Origin of the sequence: Paenibacillus thalictri (assembly GCF_004307995.1) — a bacterium.
In the GTDB taxonomy this organism is placed as follows: Bacteria; Bacillota; Bacilli; order Paenibacillales; family NBRC-103111; genus Paenibacillus_AF; species Paenibacillus_AF thalictri.
Genome location: NZ_SIRE01000027.1, coordinates 1 through 21,181, shown reverse-complemented (window position 1 = coordinate 21,181; position 21,181 = coordinate 1). Strand labels below are relative to the sequence as shown.

The window sequence follows — 21,181 nt, the reverse complement described above, 5'->3', positions numbered from 1 at the left end:
AGGGGTGAGAACGATGAGATATACTCACATTGACAGCGTAGAGCCCGGCCAACTGCTTGGCAGGACGATTTTTTCCAGCAATGGCGCCGTCTTATTATCCGAAGGGGTGCAGCTGACGGTTTATATGATTAATACGATGCGTCGCATTGGGGTTACGATGATTTATATCAAGGATCCCAATTTCGAGGATGTCGAGATCGTAGAAGTCGTATCCGAAGAAACGAAACGGGCCGTCATGAAGCAAATGGGCGACACCTTCGATTCGATTCGTTCCGGCAAAGAAATCAACTCTAAGGCGCTCAGCGGCAGCATCGACAGCTTGCTTGACGATGTGATGAAAAATAAAGAAGTGCTGGTTCAACTGTCAGACATTCGGACCAAAGATAATGAATCGTATGTGCATGCTGTCAACGTGTGTATGATGTCGACGCTGATTGGCATCAATCTGGGATTGCCGACCAGCCAGCTCAAGGAGCTTGCGATTGGAGCGCTGCTGCATGACATCGGCAAAGTGGAGCTGACTACCGATGACGAATCGGACGATCCCAAAAAGCACCATACCTGGAGAGGTTTTGAGCTGCTCAAACACAAGCGCGAGCTCAGCCTGCTGATTGCCCATGTGGCTTTTCAGCACCATGAAACGATGGATGGGCAAGGGATACCCCGCCGGGTTCCCGGGGATCAGATTCATCTGTATGCCCGCATTGCGGCAGTCGCAAATCTGTATGACAATATGCTTCACGATTTGTCCGAAGGCCGGCGCATTTTGCCGCATGTAGCATGCGAGCGGCTGATGGCGCTTGCCGGAACCAAGCTGGACCGGGAAGTGGTCATCCAGTTCTTGCGTTCGGTGTCGGTGTATCCGACCGGAGCTTCCGTGCGGCTGTCCACGCGGGAAACGGGCGTAGTTGTGGGTCAGCACCGCGGATTGCCTGGACGGCCGATCGTACGTGTGGTCAAGCAGGGTACGGATCACGAGTTGGATGTAAAGGAAATTGACCTGGCTAAACATAATACTGTTTTTATCGATACCGTGCTTTTGTAATGGCCTAATTGATTTGTTTTCAGCCAGTTGGCATGCTATGATGTGTTGCATATACAAGTGATAGATGGAGTGAGTGAGGATATGTGGACAAATTGGGTTATTCCGATTGTAACGCTGATTGTCGGCGCGGTCGGCGGTTTTTTCGCAGGTGTGTTTTATTTGCGCAAGCAGCTTGAAAGAATGCAAAGCAATCCCGATATGCTGGCCGAAATGGCCAAAAAAATGGGCTATAATTTAAACAAGCAGCAGCTCAATAAAGCGCAGCAAATGATGAAAAAGCAAAAATTTAAATAATAGGCAAGGGCCGTTGCAGACGGCCTGTTCTTTTTTTATCCGAGAAGGAGGAAGCAACGATGCCAGCTAAAGAATATAATAATAACCGCGTAGTCGAGAACAGGGCGCAGATCGAGCACCACGTCAAAGAAATATTGCGCCTGATCGGCGAGGACGTAGACCGGGAAGGCTTGCTGGAAACGCCGGCCCGCGTGACGAGAATGTATGAGGAAATCTTCTCCGGTTACGAAGCCGATCCTCGGGAGATCCTCGGGGTAACTTTTGATGAGCAGCATGAAGAGCTTGTCATTATTAAAGATATTGTTTATTACAGCCAATGTGAGCACCATATGGCTCCGTTCTTCGGAAAAATCCACGTCGGTTATATACCGAGCGGTAAAATTGCCGGCCTCAGCAAGTTTGCCCGGCTTGTCGAAGCCGTAACGCGCCGCCTGCAAGTGCAGGAGCGCATCACTTCGGAGATCGCGAACATTATGGATGAAGTGCTGAAACCCCATGGCTGCATGGTTGTCGTCGAAGGGGAGCACTTGTGCATGTGCGCCCGCGGAGTCAAAAAACCGGGGAGTAAGACGGTCACTTCCGCCGTGCGCGGATTGTTCCGGACTGACTCTGCGGCCAGGTCGGAGTTTCTCTCGTTGATTAAAGGGTAATCAGAGGGCAAGGAAAAAAGATGCCTCTGCTGAAGTAAGCTGTGAGCTCAAGCCGGTCTTAAGAAAAGGACACGGAGAGGGCGGACAAGCAGCTAACTGGGCAGAGGCATTTTTGTCATGCGGTAAATGAATTAAATGCTGGCATCGCTGGTCGAAGGCGTTAATTTGAAGCTTGGCTTTACGGATGAAAGCTCATCCAAAAAGTTCATGGTACGGGTCATATAGCTCTTTTTGTTCGCTTGATAAATCCATTCATGTTCGCCGGTAGGCAGCAGCCATAAGCGGGTCAGCAAATTTTGCTTCTGGTTGGCGAAGATGTTCTCTACAATTTCATAAGGCGCTTTCGTATCTTCTTTCCCGTGAATAAAGAAAATCGGTATCGAATATTTCGTTTCCTTCACGGTTTCCGACGGGATTTGCTGTAAATTCACTCCATTAACAAGCGGGAAGAACAGCTTGACTAACGGCAGCGACGGGTATTTTGGCAAATTCACATATTGCTTCATATTGTGGTACAACGTTTCGGGATCAAGCAAAAACGTGCTGTCGAGAATCATTCCGTCAATGCTTTTCGTTTGTAATGCGGCTTGCAATGCAGTACCCGCACCCATTGAAAAACCCCACACATATACTTGGCTGGCGTTGCGGCCCCGCACATAATCGATCGCGCCTAGCAGCTCTTGAGACTCCTGCACGCCGCCGGTTACCATCTGATTCGGATTGACGTACCCATAATCAAACATCAGCACATTATAACCGCGTTTGTGCAGCTCGCCGGCCAAAGAGTAGATAGGCACCCATATTTCTTCGCGGTTGCCTCCGTAGCCATGAGAAAATACAACGCTTTTGGAGCCGGTGCCGGGAATATACCAGCCGCTCAGTTCGGTTTTTCCGTTATGGCTTGGAAAATGGATATCTTCGTAAGCGGCGCCAAATGCCTTAAGAGGGTTGGACTTCAACGCATCGATATGCGGATTGGCCAGTGTCCAGGCTATGTAGGCATGGAAAGCCAATACGAGACTTGTGAGCAGCAGCAGGGCGGAAACGGATGTAATCGCCAGCCAGCGTCTTTTGCCGACAACGGGCTGCTTGACGGTTTCCGCTGCAGTGGGAGAAAGCGAAACGGATGTGATTGAAGTGTTATCCATCAAAAGTACCTCCTTCGTATGCTGGTTGGATGTTCACTTCAAGCTGCCGCTAATCGGGACAGTGAAATTGCCTTAAAATTCCTTAAATTGTCTGATATTTCTGATTAATATATATTTATATAGTAAAATATACGCTAAAGCTGCGTCAATGGGACACATTAAATTGTAAGCTCCCTGTAATACGGGCGTAATATTTCACTCTATATCTTTACCGCCGATCACGCATAAGGTATACTGTATGTAACTCGGTTTCATTTAGTGAAACTATTTACGTTATAAAATGCTTCCAAAGCAAAGGCAGGTAGAAGGGTATGGACGATTCCAAACTAACAGTACGCGCAGTAGAACGCGCATTGGATATATTGCTTTGCTTTACCGATTCGTCGGATTTAAGTTTGACTGAAATATCGCAGCGTGTCGGGCTTCATAAGAGCACAGTGCACCGGCTTCTTGCTTCGCTGGAGGTTAAAGGGTTTATATTGCGCGACCCGGCTTCCGAGAAATACAAGCTTGGCTTTCGGGTATGGGAGTTGTCCGCAAACTTGACGCAAAGCGACGACCCAGCGCTGATTTTGCTGCCGGAAATGGAACGGCTGCGCGATCAGATCGGCGAGACGGTCAGCTTGTACGTCCGCGACGGCATGGAGCGGGTCCGCGTGCAAGCCGTGCAGAGCAATCAGGCGATCCGGCGCGTCGCCCCCATCGGTGCGAGACTGCCGCTGTATGTCGGCGCGTCGAGCAAAATTCTCGTCGCCTTCGCCGGCGACGAAGTGCAGCAGCAGCTGCTCGCCGACAGCAGCTGGCCGCAAGGGCTTGACCGCGCGGCGTTTGTCGCGCAGCTCGCGGAAGCGCGGACGCTCGGTCTAGCGACGAGCGTCGAGGAGCGCGAACCGGGCGCGGCGGCGTTCTCCGCGCCGATCTTGAACCACGCGCACCGCCTGGTGGCGGCGCTGGCGGTTTCGGGTCCGGCGAACCGTTTGACGCCGGACATGATGAAAGAGCATGCGCCGCTGCTGATGGAAGCAGCGCGGCGCATGGGCACGATGGTGAAGTAAGACCCGGGAACGGGTCTTGCTTCACCATCGCATCGCCAGCAAGGCCGCGGCAGGCCGGCGCCGGGCCCTTGCTGCGCAGCAGGCAGTGCAAGGCCCTCTGCGGCAGCTAAGGGCCTTGCACTGTATCGCACCGGCGCGCATGGCAGCGCCTCGCAATCTGCGAGGCCGCCGCTGCATGTGCGAATTATGTGGCGTCCCCGCAATCTGCTGCGGGGCTTTTTTGCTTTCCTGCAACGTGCTGCTGTCTATCGTTTTCAGCCCGATTCATAGTGTTGTCCAACGGGAAGGATGGCATGCGGGTATAAAAAGAAAGGGAAACTGGAAATAAGAACCATTGCTTAGGCTGTCGGAACTCCGGCGGTCTTTTTTTGATCCATCTCATCGGCATCTCCCGAAAGAAAGTGTTCTATCTGTTCTTGGGGTCCCGCAAGGTTATCGCCGCCGGCAAACTTCTGCTTCAAGGTCCTATTCTCCGGTTGATTCCTGCGAAATTACGGCTGGTTAAGAAAGTACGATGCCGTGAAAAGAATGATCATACCCGCGCTGGAGCTTGGAATTCAAGGCTTGGAGCAATTGGTTCGATCAGTACTATTGTCAGTCGTACATACGGTACTTATGATATGGATGAATCCGATAAGCAATCGATGAATCCAGAAGGAGGGCACCGATGAACAGACAACACGAAGTTAGGTTACACATAAGTCAAAGCTCCGGTTTATTGAAACGATCGTTATTTTTAAAAGATATGGTCAGAGACCGGTGGTTGTATCTGATTTTATTGCCGGGAGTTTTATACTTCATCATTTTTAAATATGTCCCCATGTTAGGTTTAGCAATGGCTTTTCAAGACTACAAGCCTTATCTCGGTTTTGCGGGCAGCCCTTGGGTTGGGCTAAAACATTTTGAAAGGTTTTTTACGGAACCGCAGTTCTGGATGTTGTTCCGCAACACCATCGTTTTGGCGGTATACAATATCGTGTTTTTTTTCCCGCTTCCTATCGTATTGGCGCTTATGCTTAATGAAGTGCGCAATAGCGTATTCAAACGCTTCGCCCAGACGATTTTGTATTTGCCCCACTTTGTTTCGTGGGTAGTGGCTGTAGGCATTTTCTACGTGTTGTTTACGACCGAAGGCGGGATTGTCAACGAATTGATTGCACGGGCCGGGATGGACAAAATTCCGTTTCTGCTGAGCGAAGAATGGTTCAGACCGATGATTATCAGCCAATCGATCTGGAAAGAAGCAGGCTGGGGGACGATCATATTCCTGGCGGCATTATCCGGAGTGGATCTTCAACTGTACGAAGCGGCTCGTATGGATGGGGCAGGGCGCTGGCGCCAGCTGTGGCATATTACGCTGCCGGCCATCCGCAGCACAATCGTCATCTTGTTCATCTTGCGGTTGGGCAGCTTTTTGGACACGGGATTCGAGCACATCTTTCTGATGCTGAACTCCATGAACCGGGAAGTCGGAGAAGTATTCGACACCTACGTTTATTTGAAAGGTTTGACGCAAGCCCAGTACAGCTATAGCGCCGCGGTAGGGATGTTTAAGTCGGTAGTGGGGCTCATCCTTGTGCTCGGGTCCAACTGGCTGGCCAAAAAATTCGGAGAAGAAGGCATCTATTGAGGAGGTTGTCCATATGCCGCAAGAAGATAAAAGCTGGGGCAGCCGGCTGTTCCATACCGGTAACTACTCGCTGCTTGGCCTGATTTGTATCGTCGCGATCATTCCTTTTGTATATATCGTCTCCATGTCTTTTGCCAGTCCGGAAGAAGTGGCTAAAGGCGGCCTGCTCTTAGTTCCTTCCAAGTTTACGTTAGGGGCGTATAAATACATCTTCTCCACGGGCACGATGGTTAGGAGCATTGGCATATCGATTTATGTGACGGTGCTTGGAACGCTGATTAATCTGCTGCTTACTTCGCTGATGGCATACCCTCTGGCGAAACCGCATTTGCGGGGACGACGGCCGATTCTTATTATGGTATTGGTTACGATGCTGTTCAGCGGAGGTTTGATCCCGACTTATTTCGTAGTCAAAGCCTTCGGCATGATCAACACGTATTGGTCTTTGATGATTCCCAGCGCGATCAGCGCCTTTAATTTAATCGTGCTGAAAAACTTTTTCCAGCAAATCCCCGACGGTCTTGAAGATTCGGCGAAGATGGACGGCTGCAACGATTTAGGCATCTTGTTCCGCATTGTAATGCCGCTTTCAATGCCGGCAATGGCGACCTTCGGACTTTTTTACGCGGTTGGACATTGGAATACATTCTTCAGCGCGGTGATGTATATGAACGATGCGGCGAAGTTTCCGGTACAGGTGATTTTGCGGGAAATCGTGCTGCTCTCCCAAGACCAGATTGGAAACAGCACGACACAGCAGGATCCGACCGACTATTTGCCGCAGACGATCCGCATGGCATCCATCGTAGTTGCAACGATTCCTATTGTGCTGGTCTACCCGTTTTTGCAGAAGCATTTTGCCAAAGGTGTGCTGTTAGGTTCCGTCAAAGGATAAGAACATATATCAGGAGGGGTTTGTATGAACAGAAAACGTTTTATCACCTTAATGGTTTCCATGCTTGCAACTGCAAGCGCTTTAGCGGGGTGCGGCGGCGGGAAAAGCGGTTCGCAGGGCGCCGAGGTGCAGGACAATACGCCGCTCGAAGTAACGATCGCAACGCCGCAGGTTGGGGAAGCGCCGCCCAAAGGCAGCGAGATCGAGAAAGCGATCGAGAAATACACCAATGCCAAACTCGATATTCAATGGATTCCTTCGGCGGCATTTGAGGACAAGAAAAATATAATGATCGCCTCCAGCGAAATGCCAAAGGCGTTTAAAATTACATCCAACGCAACAACGCTAAGCGCTATCCAATCCGGTCTGTTCTGGGAGATCGGCCCTCTGCTGAAGGATTACAAAAACTTGTCGGCGGTCAACCCGCTGTACTACGAAAACATCAAGGTCGACGGAAAAGTTTATGCGCTGCCTTTATTCCGCGACATCGGGCGTGCCGGGATCACTTACCGGAAGGATTGGTTCGACGAGCTTGGCATCAAACCTCCGGTAACCCTGGACGACTGGTATAACGTCATGAAGACGGTCGCGGAGAAAGATCCCGACAAGAACGGTCAAAACGATACGTACGGTATGTTTCTCGACAAAACCTACAACGACCCTGCTGCGAGCAGCGCGTATTTGACCCGGCTAGCCGTCTCTCAAGGGGCCCCTAATAAATGGGGAGTGGAGAATGGCAAGCTGGTCCCCGAGTTCATGACCAAACCTTACGCGGACTCCATGAAGCTGCTGCGCAAGCTGTACCAAGAGAAATTAATCAATCAGGACTTCTCCGTTGTGCAATCGGCGGACGCGGACAATAAATGGAACGCAGGCAAGGTGGGGATCCGGATCAACACGGTTGCTTCGGCTGCCGCGACCTCGCAGGACAACTTGAGGAAGGCCGTGCCTAACGGCGTGGTGGACGTTGTGTCTTATGCCGGAGCGTCGGGTGTGCTTGTACCGGCTGAGCCGGGCAATAACGGCTTTTACGTCTTCCCTAAATCCAGCGTTAAATCGGAAGCGGAGTTAAAACGTCTGCTTGGATTTTTCGATAAGCTGCTTGACCCGGAGATGTCCACACTGCTGACCCGGGGCATCGAAGGCAAGCATTTCACGAAAACCGACGACGGAAAAGCGCAGTTTAAAGATTTGTCCGTATTTAATCTGGAAGTGAAGCCTTACCGAGATAGTTTGCCGTCGTTTGAAGTAACGGGAACGGGTCTGCCGCTCAAATTAACCGACTTGCAGGCCAAAGGCTGGCAGGTCGTTGACGAAAATCTGAAGCACGTGGTACCCAATGTGGCGTTAACGCTGAACTCCAAGACATATTCCGATAAAGGCGGGGAGCTGGATACGATGATCCGCGACGCCCAGACCAAATTTATTATGGGGAAAATCGACGAGGCCGGTTGGCAGGCGGAAGTGGATAAGTGGAAAAAAGCCGGCGGAGATAAAATAATTGAAGAGTATACGGCAGAGTATGCCAAGCAGCAGAAGAAGTAATACATCCCAGTTCTCCCAATTGTCAGCCTGGGCAACGAATGGCCCTCTGTTATAATGGTAATGTCGAAGCCTTGCAAGTAAAGGAGGGAGAGGTTTCCGTTGCCCAGATATTTATACCGCATGCTTGTCTTTTCCCTTCTGCTCAGTGCAATTCCTGTTATTTCCATAGGATTGATCTCCTACTATATCGCTTCCAAAGATATCGAGCAAAAGGTCAATGAGGGCAATGTGCAGATTTTGCTGCAAAATCAGATGCGTATGGAACAGATTCTAAAAAATGTGGAGATCGGTGCGGTGCAATACATCAACTCGTCGCTGGTCAGCGATGGGATTTACGATAATTTGCAGCACGATGAATTCCAGACGATCAATAATCTCTCCAAAGGATTGTATAATCTTCATTCGATTTCAGGTGTGGCCGATACGCGGCTGATCAATCTGGAGCATCGTTGGATGATCAGCAACCTCGGTTTCACCTCATCCCAGGAGTTTGCGAATCAAGATGTATTAAGCCAATATGCGTCGCGCAAGCAAAATTTATTTTGGCTGGCCGAGACCGACAATGCCGTCGGCGGAAATAAAATTCGGCTTGTCGTCAAGCTGCCGATGATCGCCTCCTCAACCGTGCCCAAAGCGCTGCTGCTCATTGATATATCGCAGGACGCGCTGCTGAGCAACTTGGAGCAAAATACGCAGCTTGGAACCATCTATGTGCTGAATCGCGACCGCGAGCCGTTTCTGGCGAGCTCAGCTACTAACCGGGTTCAGCCCGCCATTCTGCAAAGGCTGCAAGCCGCGGCCGACCCGGCAGGGTCTTTTGAAACGGATTCTCTGGCCGTGAATTATAAGATCTCGTCTTATAACGGCTGGTCCTACGTGTCCATCGTGTCCATAGACGCTATCACAAAAGAATCGAAAAAAATTGCCCTTATCACCTTGAATGGCTGCATCATTATTTTTATTATTATTGCGTTTGCCGCCTTTTTTGGAACCCGCCGCATGTACAGGCCGATCGGCCGGTTGTTTAGGATGATGGAGCAGGTTGGCGGAGAGTCGCAGGACAGCAGAAAGCAGGATGAATTCACTTTAATCGAAGAGAGATTTTCTTCGCTGTTCAGCACGAGAAAGCAGCTGCAGCAGCAGCTGCATGTGCAGCGCGGCCAGGTAAAGGAGTTTTTTCTGTTGAAGCTGCTGATGGGACAAGTCACGGAAAGCGAATTCTCCTATAAATATGAAACGTACGGTTTCGGCGAAAAAGGGAAGATGATGGGTGTGCTTGCCCTGCAGATCGATACGCTGGAGGGTACGCGTTTTTTGGACAGCGATAAGGAGCTGCTGTTATTCGCGATCAATAATGTAGTTGCGGAATTAATCCCCGGCGACCGCATCTTGGGCACGTTGCTGCTGGATCAATCCCAAGTCACGCTGCTGCTTGGGGATTCGGACGACCCTGCTGAACTGAAGAGCTATTTCTATCAAGTGGCGGAGCAGATGAAAGCCAAGGTAAGCGAGCTGCTGAAGATCAAAATCAGTATCGGCATCAGCCGTCCGTTTCATAAATACACTCACGCGATGGATGCTTATCAGGAGGCGTTGGAAGCGCTGAAACGCAGAATTAGTTTGGGGAACGAACTTCTTTTAAGTTATGAAGATACCAATACAGTACACACGAACAGCGTTCAACCTGCGGCTTCTTGGAATCATCTCGAAGAAAGCATGATCAGCGGTCTGAAAGCGGGCGATTCCGCCGTCGCTTACGATTATTACAATCAGTATGCGTCGTCGATATTGGAGAACAGCGTTTCGTTTAACGATTTTCAAATATTTAACCTACAATTGATCGCCAAAATATACCGGCTTGTGCAGCAGCAAGGCGGAACGTTGGACGGGCTGGTCGGCTCCAAATCGGTTGTGATCAAATTTATGAAGCTGCATACGGCCGAGGAGATCATGACTTGGTTCAAAACAGAGCTGCTGCCGCCCACGGTCGCCTTTTTCCAGAGCCGGATCGATTCGCAGTATATCAATATCGCCCAGCAAATGGTCGAACTCATTCACGAAAAATACGATCAGGATATTACCCTGGAATCGTGCGCCGAGCAGTTCCGGTTTCATCCCGTATATTTGAGCCGCGTATTCAAAAAAGAGGTTGGAACGACGTTTATCGACTATTTGATGAATTACCGGATGAATATGGCTAAGATCTGGCTTAAGGACAGCGATATGAAAATTACGGAAATCGCCGAGCGGTTAAACTATACGAACTCGACGGGATTTATCCGGACTTTCCGGAAATCGACCGGCATGACGCCGGGCCAATATCGGGAAGCACACGCGAAATCATAAGTGTCATTAACGTAGTTCCGCTGCAAGGAGGCGCCGATTTGATTTATCCGTTGGTAGAAAAACTGAAAGCGCAATATATGGCCGAGCCGAAATGGTATTCCTATAGATGGCATTATATTGAGGGTTGCATCCTGAAGGCGTATTTGGACAGCTATGGGCAAAGCGGCAATAAAGCAGAGTATGGCTTTGTCAAAGGTTTTATAGATCGGCTTTTTGACGAAAAAGGCGATATAGCCGATATTCGGATCGGCAGCTATAATATCGATCAAATCCGTATGGCCACCATTTTATTCGCTCTTGACGAGCGGGAGCAGGACCCTAAATACAGAAAGATTTTGGATATGCTGTACCGGCAGCTTTCTTCTTATCCGCGGACGAAGTCGGGTTCGTTTTGGCATAAAGAAAATTACCCTTACCAAGTATGGCTGGACGGCTTGTACATGGGGCAGCCTTTTTATGTTGAGTATGTGAAACGGTTCGCGAAATCCAAGGACTATTCCGATACACTGCGGCAATTCGCGAATGTCCGCCGGTATATCTACAATCAAGAGAAGCGGCTGTACAGCCATGCTTATGATGAAAGCCGCAGTATGTTCTGGTGCGAGCAGGCAACGGGGCAGTCGCCAAATGTATGGGGACGTGCGGTCGGCTGGACCGCGATGGCGCTTGTGGACGTCCTGGAGCTGCTGGAGGGCGAGCCGGCGGATACGGGGGGGCTTCGGGGTTATATCAAGGAGCTTACCCACGATATGCTGCCTTACCGGCATCGTGACGGCATGTGGTATCAGGTTGTGGATCACGGCGATGATCCGGGTAATTACCTGGAAACAAGCGGCACGTTGATGCTTGTTTATGCCATTCTGAAATCAGCTCGGCTTGGATATGTGCCAAAGGAATATGCCACATACGGCATCCAGTCGTTTGAAGGGACAATCGCCCGATATTTGCGCGAAGAGAACGGCGAAGTGCTTCTAGGCGGTATATGCAGAAGCGCAGGCCTTGGCAAGAAGCCGGAAAGCGGAGAAATGCGCGACGGCAGCTTGGAATATTATTTTTTACAGGAAAAAATCGTCGACAATAACGGTCACGGCGTCGCGCCGCTGTTGATGGCATACAATGAGATCAAGCTGCTGGGTTGATTGATGCCGATATGCGGCAAATAACAGCAGCGCCCGATATGAAATGCGCCTCGCATCGTTAAAGTGCTTAACGATGAAGGTCACTTCAAATCGGGCGCTTTTTCGGCAAAAAAAGCGGGTTACGCCCAAGGCGACCCGCTTTTTTATATATGCCAAGCTTATTTCATGATTTGACGAAGAACCGTTTGGAGAATACCGCCGTTGCGGTAGTAATCCACGTCAACCAGGCTGTCTAGACGAACGAGCGCTTCGAAGGAGAAGGTCGATCCGTCTTCGCGAACCACATTGACCGGTACGGATTGTCCCGGACGAACGTCGTTGCTCAGGCCAACGATGTCGAACGTTTCACGGCCTGTAATGCCAAGCGACTTCCAGCTGTCGCCGGCTTTGAATTGCAGCGGCAGCACGCCCATGCCCACAAGGTTGGAACGGTGGATCCGCTCGAAGCTTTCCGCGATAACCGCTTTAACGCCAAGCAGGAACGTACCTTTTGCCGCCCAGTCGCGGGAAGAGCCGGTGCCGTATTCTTTGCCTGCGATAACGACAAGGTTTGTGCCGCTCGCTTGATATTTCATCGATGCGTCGTAGATCGACTCAACTTCGCCGGTTGGCAGGTAAGTTGTTACGCCGCCTTCTGTACCTGGAGCCACTTGGTTGCGGATGCGGATGTTAGCGAATGTACCGCGCATCATCACATCGTGGTTGCCGCGGCGGGAACCGTACGAGTTGAAGTCTTCTTTCTTCACGCCATGCTCGATCAAGAATTTACCGGCAGGGCTGTCAGCTTTGATGTTACCTGCAGGTGAAATGTGGTCCGTCGTTACGGAATCGCCGAGCAGCGCCATTGTTTTTGCGCCGCGGATATCAGCGATGTCGCCGATGCCGCCTTGAATGTTCTCGAAGAACGGCGGGTTGGCGATGTAAGTGGACTTCGGATCCCATTCATACAGCTCGCCTTCCGGAACGTCAATCGCATTCCAACGTTCGTTGGCGCGGAATACGTTGGCGTATTTCTCGCGGAACATTGCCGGTGTCAGGGATGCGGCAACCGCTGCCTGTACTTCAGCGTTAGTTGGCCAAATATCTTTCAGATAGACCGGTTGATTTTGTTGGTCGTAACCGATCGGATCTTTCGACAGGTCGATGTTGACCGTACCGGCCAACGCATAAGCGACGACAAGCGGCGGAGAAGCCAGATAGTTGGCTTTAACCTGTGCATGCACGCGGCCTTCGAAGTTACGGTTACCGGACAATACAGCGGCAACGGTCATATCGTTGTCGGCGATCGCTTGGCTGACTTCATCAGGCAAAGGACCGGAGTTGCCGATACAAGTTGCGCAGCCGTAACCTGCAACGTGGAAGCCAAGCGCTTCGAGCGGCTCGATCAGGCCTGCTTTATGCAGGTACTCGGTAACGACCAGGGAACCTGGAGTCAGCGAGGTCTTCACGTAGCCCGGTTTAACCAGACCGCGTTCAACCGCTTTTTTCGCAACAAGGCCTGCGCCCAGCATAACGCTTGGGTTGGATGTGTTCGTACAGGAAGTGATGGCAGCGATCACGACAGCGCCGGCGCTCATTTTGCTGACTGCGCCGCCTGCATGTTTAACGTCAACCACTTCGCTGATTTTCTCTTCGGACAATCCGTAGCCGCCTTTGTCGATTGGCGTGCGGATGATCGAGTTGAACGCTTCCTTCATGGAAGTCAGCTCGATGCGGTCTTGAGGACGTTTTGGTCCTGCAAGGCTCGGCACGACAGTGGACAAGTCGAGTTCGATTTTGTCGGTGAAGATCGGGTCAACGGTTGCGTCCGTACGGAACATGCCTTGCTCTTTATAATAAGCTTCGACAAGCGCGATTTGATCTTCTTCGCGGCCGGTGCTTCTCATGTAGTTCAGCGTTTCGCTGTCTACCGGGAAGAAACCGATCGTTGCGCCGTACTCAGGAGCCATGTTGGCTACGGTAGCACGGTCAGCCAAGCTGATGTTGCTCAGGCCAGGGCCGTAGAATTCGACGAATTTGCCGACAACGCCTTTTTTACGCAGCATTTGCGTAACTGTCAGTGCCAAGTCGGTAGCCGTCGAACCTTCAGGCAGGTTGCCTGTCAGTTTAAAGCCGATAACTTCAGGCGCTACGAAGTACAACGGTTGGCCGAGCATGCCGGCTTCCGCTTCGATACCGCCAACGCCCCAGCCTACAACGCCAAGACCGTTGATCATTGTGGTGTGGGAGTCGGTACCTACAAGCGAGTCCGGGTAAACGACAGTTTCGCCGTTTACTTGCTTTGTAGCGGCAACGGAAGCAAGGTACTCCAAGTTAACTTGGTGCACGATACCGGTTGACGGAGGAACCGCACGGAAATTGTCGAACGCCGTTTGCGCCCAACGCAAGAAACGGTAGCGTTCTTCGTTGCGCTCGAATTCAACGTTGATGTTATATTCAAGAGCGTCCTTTGTACCAAATGCGTCGACCATAACGGAGTGGTCGATAACCAGGTCGACAGGTACAAGCGGGTTGATCCGTTTAGGGTCTCCGCCTGCTTTTTTCATCGTGTCTCTCATGGCCGCAAGGTCGACGACAACCGGTACGCCGGTGAAGTCTTGCAGAACGATACGCGCAGGGATAAAAGGAATCTCCTTGTTGTCGTCACGTTCGTTAGCCCAATTGGCGATTTGCTTTACATGTTCTTCAGTAATGGCGCGTCCGTCGAATTGGCGAACCGCAGCCTCAAGCAGTACCTTAATGGAGAAAGGCAGCTTGGATAAGCCGGCGAAACCTTGCTCTTCCAATGCCTGCAAGCTGTAGTAAGCAAAGTTTTTGCCGCCTACGCTTAAGCTTTTGCGTGATTTGTATTGATCGTTTGTAGCCATTGCTTGTGTTACCTCCTTGAACGAATTAAACCAGCCGCAACTGGTTGTCTTGCACGATGCACCCTCAAGTTAAGTTCTTGATGAAGCAATAAGTCAGTTGTTTCACGGAATGAAACCTGATTTCAAAATCCGACTATACCTTTAGTATACATGTTCGAGCATGGCGCGTAAAGAACATTTCGCTCATTTTTACGCGTATCGCTTCATATAATTGTTGCAAAACGCATGTTCATTGCGAGTGCAGGCATCCCGGTTGGCGAGGAGCTCGCCTTTACAGCTTTCATGCGCCTTTTTTTAGATGTTGTTCAAAAGGTTCTTGCAACCTTCTGCTGAAAAGCTGACTTTTTGAACACGCACTTTTAAGGAGGTCAAGCTGGTGAAAGCATGGAAAACATACATTTACGATTATGTGCATTATAAAAATCAGATGGAAATCGATTATTCCATCGATCCGCTTGCGCCGCATGTTGAAGATGCGGCTTTTTTGCAGGATCGGCAAAACCGGCTGCTGCAGCTTCAAACCAATGACGAAGAGCGGCGGTCGACTCCGGTTAAAAATGAAACCAGGCTTAGGATCGTCAGGGCCGACGAACAGCCGGACCGTGTCGTTGCCGACATAGCTCTTAAGAGGACCATCGTTGCGCACATCCGAGGTCAGGAGCAGAGCGAGCAGCGGATTGAGCTTCAACGGCTCGAACTGCAGCGCAGAAACGAGCATTGGCATATTACAAGAATACAGGATACCGCCGCTGAACGCGGGTTTACGCTGCAATCGGACTCCGGCCCCGGCATGCTGCTGGCCGAGGATCCCGACGAATTTGAAATGATGAGTATCCCTTCCGTGCCTTACCTAAATCACGAACTGCTGCGTCTCCCCGATTCGGTGCTTCATCGCTACGTTTACGATCGCACCAAGGCCGTACAATACGCTGACAGGTGGTGGAACGGCAATAACCCGGCTTATACCACATTTGAAGTGGATTGCACCAGCTTTATATCCCAATGCCTCTTTGCAGGCGGGGCCCCCATGAACTATACTGGAAAAAGGAATGTCGGCTGGTGGTACAAAGGCAGGATACAAGGGCAGGAACTTTGGAGCTTCAGTTGGGCTGTGTCCAACAGCTTTCAATGGTATCTGACCGCTTCCCGCAGCGGTCTGCGCGCTGTTGAGGTCGAGTCGCCTTGGCAGCTCACCTATGGGGATGTGATCGTATACGATTGGGATGGCAGCGGACGTTTCCAGCACAGCACCATCGTAACGGCGTTTGACCCGAACGGGATGCCGCTGGTCAATGCCCATACGGTTAGCAGCCAGCACCGGTATTGGCAATACATAGATTCTCCGGCATGGACGCCGCGCACCCGTTACCGTTTTTTACACATCGTCGATTCCTAAGGTACTTGCAGTTTAACAAGTTGACCTAATATAGGATGCTTCGGCGGACGGGGAATATGCGCTGCAAATAGGTGTTCAAATAGCGGAATTTAATAGTCTCTTGATGCTGAAAGCCGGCTTTTTGAACTCACTTAAAACGGATATTATGGATGATGGAGGTTATTATGAGCGAGAAAATTCGGGTAGGTCTCATTTACGGAGGCAAATCGGGGGAACACGACGTTTCGCTGCAAACAGCGCTTGCGGTCATTAAAGCTTTCGATTTCTCCAAATACGAGATCGTGCCCTTCTATATTACCAAACAGGGCGAATGGAGCTCGGGCGCCTTATTGTCCGGCCCTGTGGAAAACAAGCTCCAGCTGACTTCGCATCAATCCGCGGCCAAAGCGGCGGGCACGTCGGCTCTTCAGCCGTTTTTTGGCCATGTGCAGCAAGCGGACGGCACAGCCGCCGCCAAACCGATCGACGTCGTATTTCCGCTGCTTCACGGCACGTTTGGCGAAGACGGAACGATTCAAGGTTTGCTGGAAATAGCCAACATCCCTTACGTCGGGGCCGGTGTGCTCGCTTCCGCAGTCGGGATGGATAAGGTTATGATGAAAAAAATATTTGCCCAAGAAGGGCTGCCCCAATGTTTGTTCCGGCATTTTACAAAACCCCAATGGGAAAAAGACAACGCCTTTTTCCTGATGGAAATCGAGATCACTATCGGTTATCCATGTTTTGTCAAACCGGCTAATCTAGGCTCCAGTGTAGGCATCAGCAAAGCGAATAACCGGGATGAACTGGTGAAAGCGATCGCTTTCGCTTTCCAATATGACCGGAAAGTCATCGTAGAAGAATTTGTGGACGCAAGAGAGATTGAAATCAGCGTCTTGGGCAACGAAGATCCGTCCGCGTCGGTACCTGGCGAAATCGTCTCCTCCAATGATTTTTACGATTATAAGGCAAAATATATCGACGGCAAATCCGCGATGATTATCCCTGCGGAAATTCCGTCCGAACTGGCCGAGGAAATCCGTGAGATGGCGATTCGCGCGTTCCAGGCCATCGACGGCAGCGGATTGTCGCGTGTCGACTTTTTCCTGACCAAGGATGGCAGCCGCATCTTTATTAATGAAATCAATACGATGCCGGGTTTTACGCCTTTCAGCATGTACCCGCTGCTTTGGAAGGAAACCGGTAAATCGTACGCGGAGCTGCTGAACGATCTCATCACACTTGCGATCCGGCGTCATGCCGATAAACAGGCTATCCGGTATTCATTTGACGAAGAATAGTGGAGGCACACATCACACTAGTGGAGGTGGAACAATGGGATTTCAAACCGAGTTTAACTCCGTCTGTAAGTTTAAGTCGTCCCAAGAGTTGTATGAGCTGCTGGAGTACGGCCGCGGCAAAATGGTGAAAAGCGGCTTCCGGGTATACCCGACAGGCCAGAAAGTCATTGCTTATAACCCGGAGAATCAAGCGGTGGCTATTGTGAAAATACTGGCGTCCATCGCCGAAATCAATTTTCAAGGCGAAGAAGTGACCCAGGTAGAGATGGAACTGGTCCGCAAGCTGACAGAACAGGAAGCGGCCGTTCAAACCGCGTTGGCACACGAAATGTTTTTTGGCGAGCGTTCCTGAACTGAATGAAGCACTTATGTTTCGATATTTTTTAACCGGCCCTTCACATTGGTGAAGGGTTTTTGCTTTTTTGGGGAAGCTACGGATACGGATAAGATTAACTGCGGGAGGTAGAAAAAATGATTGTGCGATTGGGCTACGTGGCCATGTCCATGGTGGTGGAGAACGCTTCGCCTTCCAAAACGATGACCGCAACCCATTTTGCCAAGCTGCTGGACCGGGAAGCGGCCACTCGCAAATTGGAACGTATCGCCGCGGAAAACCTTCATAATACGCTGCGTCTGCTGCGCCATAATCGGGCCCACGACATTCATATGTACCGTTTCTCTTCGAAGCTGGTTCCTCTAATCGGGCACGATTTATTGGAGGGATGGAATCCTATTTCCGGCGTGCTGGCGCCGGACTTCGCCGAAATCGGGGACTATGTGCGCACCCATGCGATGAGAGTCAGTTTTCATCCCGATCATTTTACGGTGCTGAGCACCCCGCGAGAAGATGTGCTGAGAAGTTCGGTTGCCGACTTGGACAGGCATGTGCAGATGCTTGAGGCGATGGGATTGGATGAAAGGGCCAAGTGCAATATTCATATCGGCGGCGCTTATGGCAGCAAGGAAACAGCCGGCCGGCGGTTTATCCGCCAATTTGCAGCTTTGCCCGAGTCGATTAAAAGCAGGATCACGCTGGAAAACGACGACAAGACGTTTAATGCCGCCGAAACGCTGGCTTTATGCGAGCAGGTAGGCGCTCCTATGGTATTGGATATTCACCATCATCAGGTCAACAATGAAGGGGAGCGGGCCGACGAGTTGTGGCCGCGAATTCTGAAAACATGGGAAACCGCATCAAGACCTGAAGATAACATCTTATTGCCTCCGAAAATACACGTATCCAGCCCTAAAGATGAACGCAACATCCGCGGACATGCCGATTATATCGAACTTCCGGCGTTGATGGATTTCCTTCGTTCGATTGCTGAGCTAACTCCCGAACTGGACGTAATGATCGAAGCGAAGATGAAGGACAAGGCGCTTTTTCGTCTGATGGAGGACATTCAGGGGGAATCCGGCGTTAGAGAGATTGACCAAGCTTCTTTCGAGCTCATGACTTGAAATATTCTGAAAAATCGGGTACTTTGGAAGTTGGGGAAGGCCTTGACGGCCGTACCATTTCGGGAGAGGGGACAAGTTGCCAATGAGCCAAATTTTATCAGGTAAAAATATTCTTGTCATGGGCGTAGCGAACGATCGGAGCATCGCCTGGGCAATTGCGCAATCGCTTGCAAGCCAAGGCGCGCGGCTGGCTTTCACTTACGAGAACGAACGGGTGGAAGAGCGTGTCCGCAAATTGGCGGATACAATCCCGGGCAGCCTGCTGCTGCCGTGCAACGTGACGGTGGATGAGGAAATCGATACGCTTGCCGCAGCGCTGAAGGAACATTTTGGCGTGCTGCACGGGTACGTGCACAGCATAGCTTTTGCCAAAACGGAAGAGCTTGAAGGCTTGTTCGCAGACACTTCCCGCGCCGGATTTGCGCTTGCCCACGATATCAGCGCTTATTCGCTGACCGCGGTAACGAATAAAATATATCCGCTTATGACCGAAGGCGGTAGCATCATGACGATGACTTATCTTGGCGCAGAGCGCGCTATGAAAAATTATAACGTAATGGGAGTTGCCAAAGCGGCGCTGGAAGCGAGTGTGCGTTACTTGGCCAACGATTTGGGCCAATACAATATTCGTGTGAACGCGATTTCGGCAGGTCCGATTCGGACATTGGCGGCCAAAGGAATTAAGGACTTCAATTCAATCTTAAGGCAAGTTGAGGAAAAGGCGCCGCTGCGCCGTACCACGGAGACGGCGGAAGTGGGCGATACGGCAATGTTCCTGATGAGCCACTTCTCCAGAGGAATTACCGGTGAAGTGATTTACGTGGATAATGGGTATCATATAGTTGGCGTGTAGAAGCAGTTTCATTAGCCTGTCCTGCCGGACAGGCCTGTTTTTTGGAAAAAGCGAAACTACAGCGAGCTTCCGGCGTATAATCTATTATACTCACGAAAGCGTTATGGTAGATTTATATATGTTTGCGAAAAGGGCTGATTTTCATGGCAAATGAAACAACGCAGGCTTATTCCGTAGGCAGCAAAAGCTACACGGCAGTGGCTATTAGCGCTGCGGCGAAAGCCGGTGAATGGATTCGGAGCAAGCTGGGGGAATACAACCAGCTGAATACGAAAAATGGGGTTCACGACCTTGTAACGGAAATAGATAAAGGCGCAGAAACGATGATCCGCAAATTAATTCTCACCCACTTTCCCGACCATATGATTTTTGGCGAGGAAGGGGTCGAGCCGGGACCTGCGGCTTCGGCGGCGGCGCTTTCCGAAGTGAGCGATGCCGAGTTCCTGTGGATTGTGGACCCCCTAGACGGGACTACTAACTTTGTGCACGGTTTCCCGTTCTTCTCGGTGTCGATTGCGCTTGCAATCAAAGGTGAAGTGATTGTAGGTGTTGTTTACAATCCGAATCATGATGAGATGTTTGTAGCGGAAAAGGGCAAAGGCGCTTATCTCCGCGGCAAAAAGATGGCGGTGGCGCCTCAAACCAAGCTGATCGAAGGTCTGATCGCTACGGGTCTGCCTGCAGATCGCGGCTACGCGCTCCCCGTCAATCTGAAGGGGCTGCAGGAGCTTTCTCCTAAAGTTCGCAATATTCGTGTCGCCGGTTCCGCCGCGCTGCATATGGCTTATGTGGCAGCCGGCCGGTTGAACGGCTTCTGGGAAATCGGCTTGAACGCATGGGATATAGCCGCCGGCGCATTGATGATTCAGGAGTCCGGCGGTAAAGTCACTGATACGCTGGGCAATCCGTATTCGTTGTCCGTTCGCAACGTTGTCGGGACCAATGGGCACATCCACCAAGAAATGCTGGATGCGCTGCGTGAAGGCGAAGCCACAGGTTAATAAGGATGCACGTGGTAAGGCAGAGCAGGCGCTTTTGGCGCCTGCTTTTTTCATAATATTAGACTTATTAAGTTTTCAGCGCACTCATCCTTGAAGGCATTAATAGGAGGGAGCTTATACCGGGCTTGGCTTTTCAGAGATCGCTATAGACACGTAAAGACGTGTCCCAAAAAGTTTTTTGCAATTTCCGCTTGCGCTTTATCCGGGCTTATGATATATTTCTAATTCCCGGCACAAGCCGCTGAGAAAGATGGCAAGCAAGGATGCTGTGGACAAGCTCTAACGAGTTTGACGCTTTGAAAAAAAGATAAATTTACTACTTGCAATTTAGGTAAGAGATGTGGTAAATTAATATCTTGTGTGCAGCACTTTTAAACTAACGAAACAAATTGTTGGAATAAAAAATGCTTGCAATGACATGATAAGGTGTGATAACATATATACCTGTCTTGCTCTTTGAAAACTGAACAACGAGTGAATGTAAAACAAGCAAGTCAGCAATGAATTGAGCTATATTAAACAAACCTTAATGGAGAGTTTGATCCTGGCTCAGGACGAACGCTGGCGGCGTGCCTA

At 50.6% G+C, this 21,181-nt stretch carries 18 protein-coding genes; 15 read left to right on the top strand and 3 right to left on the bottom strand.

Going from position 1 to position 21,181, the window contains the following annotated elements:
• Positions 1-13: 13 nt before the first annotated feature.
• The 3 genes from EYB31_RS30860 (at position 14) to folE (ending at position 1,989) form a co-directional block, all read left to right on the top strand.
• The gene (locus tag EYB31_RS30860; protein ID WP_131017350.1) at positions 14-1,045 is read left to right on the top strand and encodes an HD-GYP domain-containing protein; all 1,032 of its coding nucleotides are present in this window, start codon (positions 14-16) and stop codon (positions 1,043-1,045) included.
• Positions 1,046-1,126: 81 nt separating this feature from the next.
• Positions 1,127-1,339: a YneF family protein gene (locus EYB31_RS30855; protein WP_131017349.1), complete on the top strand. Its 213-nt coding sequence runs from the start codon at positions 1,127-1,129 to the stop codon at positions 1,337-1,339.
• A 59-nt stretch (positions 1,340-1,398) separates the two neighbouring features.
• Positions 1,399-1,989, top strand: a complete 591-nt coding sequence (gene folE / locus EYB31_RS30850) for a GTP cyclohydrolase I FolE (RefSeq protein ID WP_131017348.1) — start codon at positions 1,399-1,401, stop codon at positions 1,987-1,989.
• Positions 1,990-2,120: 131 nt separating this feature from the next.
• On the opposite strand, the gene EYB31_RS30845 is transcribed toward folE, so the two are convergent.
• Positions 2,121-3,137, bottom strand: coding sequence for an alpha/beta hydrolase (locus tag EYB31_RS30845; RefSeq protein ID WP_131017347.1), 1,017 nt, complete (start codon positions 3,135-3,137; stop codon positions 2,121-2,123).
• Between the two features lie 311 nt (positions 3,138-3,448).
• On the opposite strand from EYB31_RS30845, the gene EYB31_RS30840 reads away from it, so the two are divergent.
• Positions 3,449-4,192, top strand: a complete 744-nt coding sequence (locus EYB31_RS30840) for an IclR family transcriptional regulator (protein ID WP_131017346.1) — start codon at positions 3,449-3,451, stop codon at positions 4,190-4,192.
• Between the two features lie 338 nt (positions 4,193-4,530).
• Here EYB31_RS30840 and EYB31_RS41325 read toward each other — a convergent pair whose 3' ends face one another.
• The gene (locus tag EYB31_RS41325; protein ID WP_276322106.1) at positions 4,531-4,653 is read right to left on the bottom strand and encodes a hypothetical protein; all 123 of its coding nucleotides are present in this window, start codon (positions 4,651-4,653) and stop codon (positions 4,531-4,533) included.
• A gap of 206 nt (positions 4,654-4,859) precedes the next feature.
• Here EYB31_RS41325 and EYB31_RS30835 point away from each other — a divergent pair, with 206 nt between their 5' ends.
• The 5 genes from EYB31_RS30835 to EYB31_RS30815 all read left to right on the top strand — a co-directional run bounded on the left by EYB31_RS30835 (position 4,860) and on the right by EYB31_RS30815 (position 11,747).
• Positions 4,860-5,822 (top strand): ABC transporter permease, encoded by a 963-nt coding sequence (locus EYB31_RS30835; RefSeq protein ID WP_131017345.1) that lies wholly within the window; start codon positions 4,860-4,862, stop codon positions 5,820-5,822.
• 13 nt (positions 5,823-5,835) lie between these two features.
• Positions 5,836-6,717: a carbohydrate ABC transporter permease gene (locus EYB31_RS30830; RefSeq protein ID WP_131017344.1), complete on the top strand. Its 882-nt coding sequence runs from the start codon at positions 5,836-5,838 to the stop codon at positions 6,715-6,717.
• A 24-nt stretch (positions 6,718-6,741) separates the two neighbouring features.
• On the top strand, positions 6,742-8,262 hold the full coding sequence (locus tag EYB31_RS30825) for an extracellular solute-binding protein (protein WP_131017343.1): 1,521 nt from the start codon (positions 6,742-6,744) through the stop codon (positions 8,260-8,262).
• A 99-nt stretch (positions 8,263-8,361) separates the two neighbouring features.
• Positions 8,362-10,608, top strand: a complete 2,247-nt coding sequence (locus EYB31_RS30820) for a helix-turn-helix domain-containing protein (RefSeq protein WP_131017342.1) — start codon at positions 8,362-8,364, stop codon at positions 10,606-10,608.
• 38 nt (positions 10,609-10,646) lie between these two features.
• Complete coding sequence (locus tag EYB31_RS30815; RefSeq protein ID WP_131017341.1) at positions 10,647-11,747, top strand: glycoside hydrolase family 88/105 protein; 1,101 nt, start codon at positions 10,647-10,649, stop codon at positions 11,745-11,747.
• Between the two features lie 158 nt (positions 11,748-11,905).
• Here EYB31_RS30815 and acnA read toward each other — a convergent pair whose 3' ends face one another.
• Entirely contained in the window at positions 11,906-14,614 is a 2,709-nt protein-coding gene (gene acnA / locus EYB31_RS30810; protein WP_131017340.1) for an aconitate hydratase AcnA, read from the bottom strand.
• Between the two features lie 376 nt (positions 14,615-14,990).
• On the opposite strand from acnA, the gene EYB31_RS30805 reads away from it, so the two are divergent.
• The 6 genes from EYB31_RS30805 (at position 14,991) to EYB31_RS30780 (ending at position 20,605) form a co-directional block, all read left to right on the top strand.
• On the top strand, positions 14,991-16,010 hold the full coding sequence (locus EYB31_RS30805) for an amidase domain-containing protein (RefSeq protein ID WP_240763060.1): 1,020 nt from the start codon (positions 14,991-14,993) through the stop codon (positions 16,008-16,010).
• A gap of 164 nt (positions 16,011-16,174) precedes the next feature.
• Positions 16,175-17,290 (top strand): D-alanine--D-alanine ligase, encoded by a 1,116-nt coding sequence (locus tag EYB31_RS30800; RefSeq protein ID WP_131017339.1) that lies wholly within the window; start codon positions 16,175-16,177, stop codon positions 17,288-17,290.
• Positions 17,291-17,324: 34 nt separating this feature from the next.
• A complete protein-coding gene (locus EYB31_RS30795; protein ID WP_131017338.1) occupies positions 17,325-17,642 on the top strand; it encodes a hypothetical protein in 318 nt (105 codons plus the stop codon).
• Between the two features lie 119 nt (positions 17,643-17,761).
• The gene (gene uvsE / locus EYB31_RS30790; protein WP_131017337.1) at positions 17,762-18,751 is read left to right on the top strand and encodes a UV DNA damage repair endonuclease UvsE; all 990 of its coding nucleotides are present in this window, start codon (positions 17,762-17,764) and stop codon (positions 18,749-18,751) included.
• Between the two features lie 82 nt (positions 18,752-18,833).
• Entirely contained in the window at positions 18,834-19,604 is a 771-nt protein-coding gene (gene fabI, locus EYB31_RS30785; protein ID WP_131017336.1) for an enoyl-ACP reductase FabI, read from the top strand.
• A 143-nt stretch (positions 19,605-19,747) separates the two neighbouring features.
• Positions 19,748-20,605: an inositol monophosphatase family protein gene (locus EYB31_RS30780; RefSeq protein WP_131017335.1), complete on the top strand. Its 858-nt coding sequence runs from the start codon at positions 19,748-19,750 to the stop codon at positions 20,603-20,605.
• Positions 20,606-21,181 lie beyond the last annotated feature (576 nt).

Coding starts and splice junctions, on each gene's coding strand:
- EYB31_RS30860 (WP_131017350.1), top strand. CDS start 14: ATGAGATATACTCACATTGACAGCGTAGAGCCCGGCCAACTGCTTGGC.
- EYB31_RS30855 (WP_131017349.1), top strand. CDS start 1,127: ATGTGGACAAATTGGGTTATTCCGATTGTAACGCTGATTGTCGGCGCG.
- folE (WP_131017348.1), top strand. CDS start 1,399: ATGCCAGCTAAAGAATATAATAATAACCGCGTAGTCGAGAACAGGGCG.
- EYB31_RS30845 (WP_131017347.1), bottom strand. CDS start 3,137: ATGGATAACACTTCAATCACATCCGTTTCGCTTTCTCCCACTGCAGCG.
- EYB31_RS30840 (WP_131017346.1), top strand. CDS start 3,449: ATGGACGATTCCAAACTAACAGTACGCGCAGTAGAACGCGCATTGGAT.
- EYB31_RS30835 (WP_131017345.1), top strand. CDS start 4,860: ATGAACAGACAACACGAAGTTAGGTTACACATAAGTCAAAGCTCCGGT.
- EYB31_RS30830 (WP_131017344.1), top strand. CDS start 5,836: ATGCCGCAAGAAGATAAAAGCTGGGGCAGCCGGCTGTTCCATACCGGT.
- EYB31_RS30825 (WP_131017343.1), top strand. CDS start 6,742: ATGAACAGAAAACGTTTTATCACCTTAATGGTTTCCATGCTTGCAACT.
- acnA (WP_131017340.1), bottom strand. CDS start 14,614: ATGGCTACAAACGATCAATACAAATCACGCAAAAGCTTAAGCGTAGGC.
- EYB31_RS30800 (WP_131017339.1), top strand. CDS start 16,175: ATGAGCGAGAAAATTCGGGTAGGTCTCATTTACGGAGGCAAATCGGGG.
- EYB31_RS30795 (WP_131017338.1), top strand. CDS start 17,325: ATGGGATTTCAAACCGAGTTTAACTCCGTCTGTAAGTTTAAGTCGTCC.
- uvsE (WP_131017337.1), top strand. CDS start 17,762: ATGATTGTGCGATTGGGCTACGTGGCCATGTCCATGGTGGTGGAGAAC.
- fabI (WP_131017336.1), top strand. CDS start 18,834: ATGAGCCAAATTTTATCAGGTAAAAATATTCTTGTCATGGGCGTAGCG.
- EYB31_RS30780 (WP_131017335.1), top strand. CDS start 19,748: ATGGCAAATGAAACAACGCAGGCTTATTCCGTAGGCAGCAAAAGCTAC.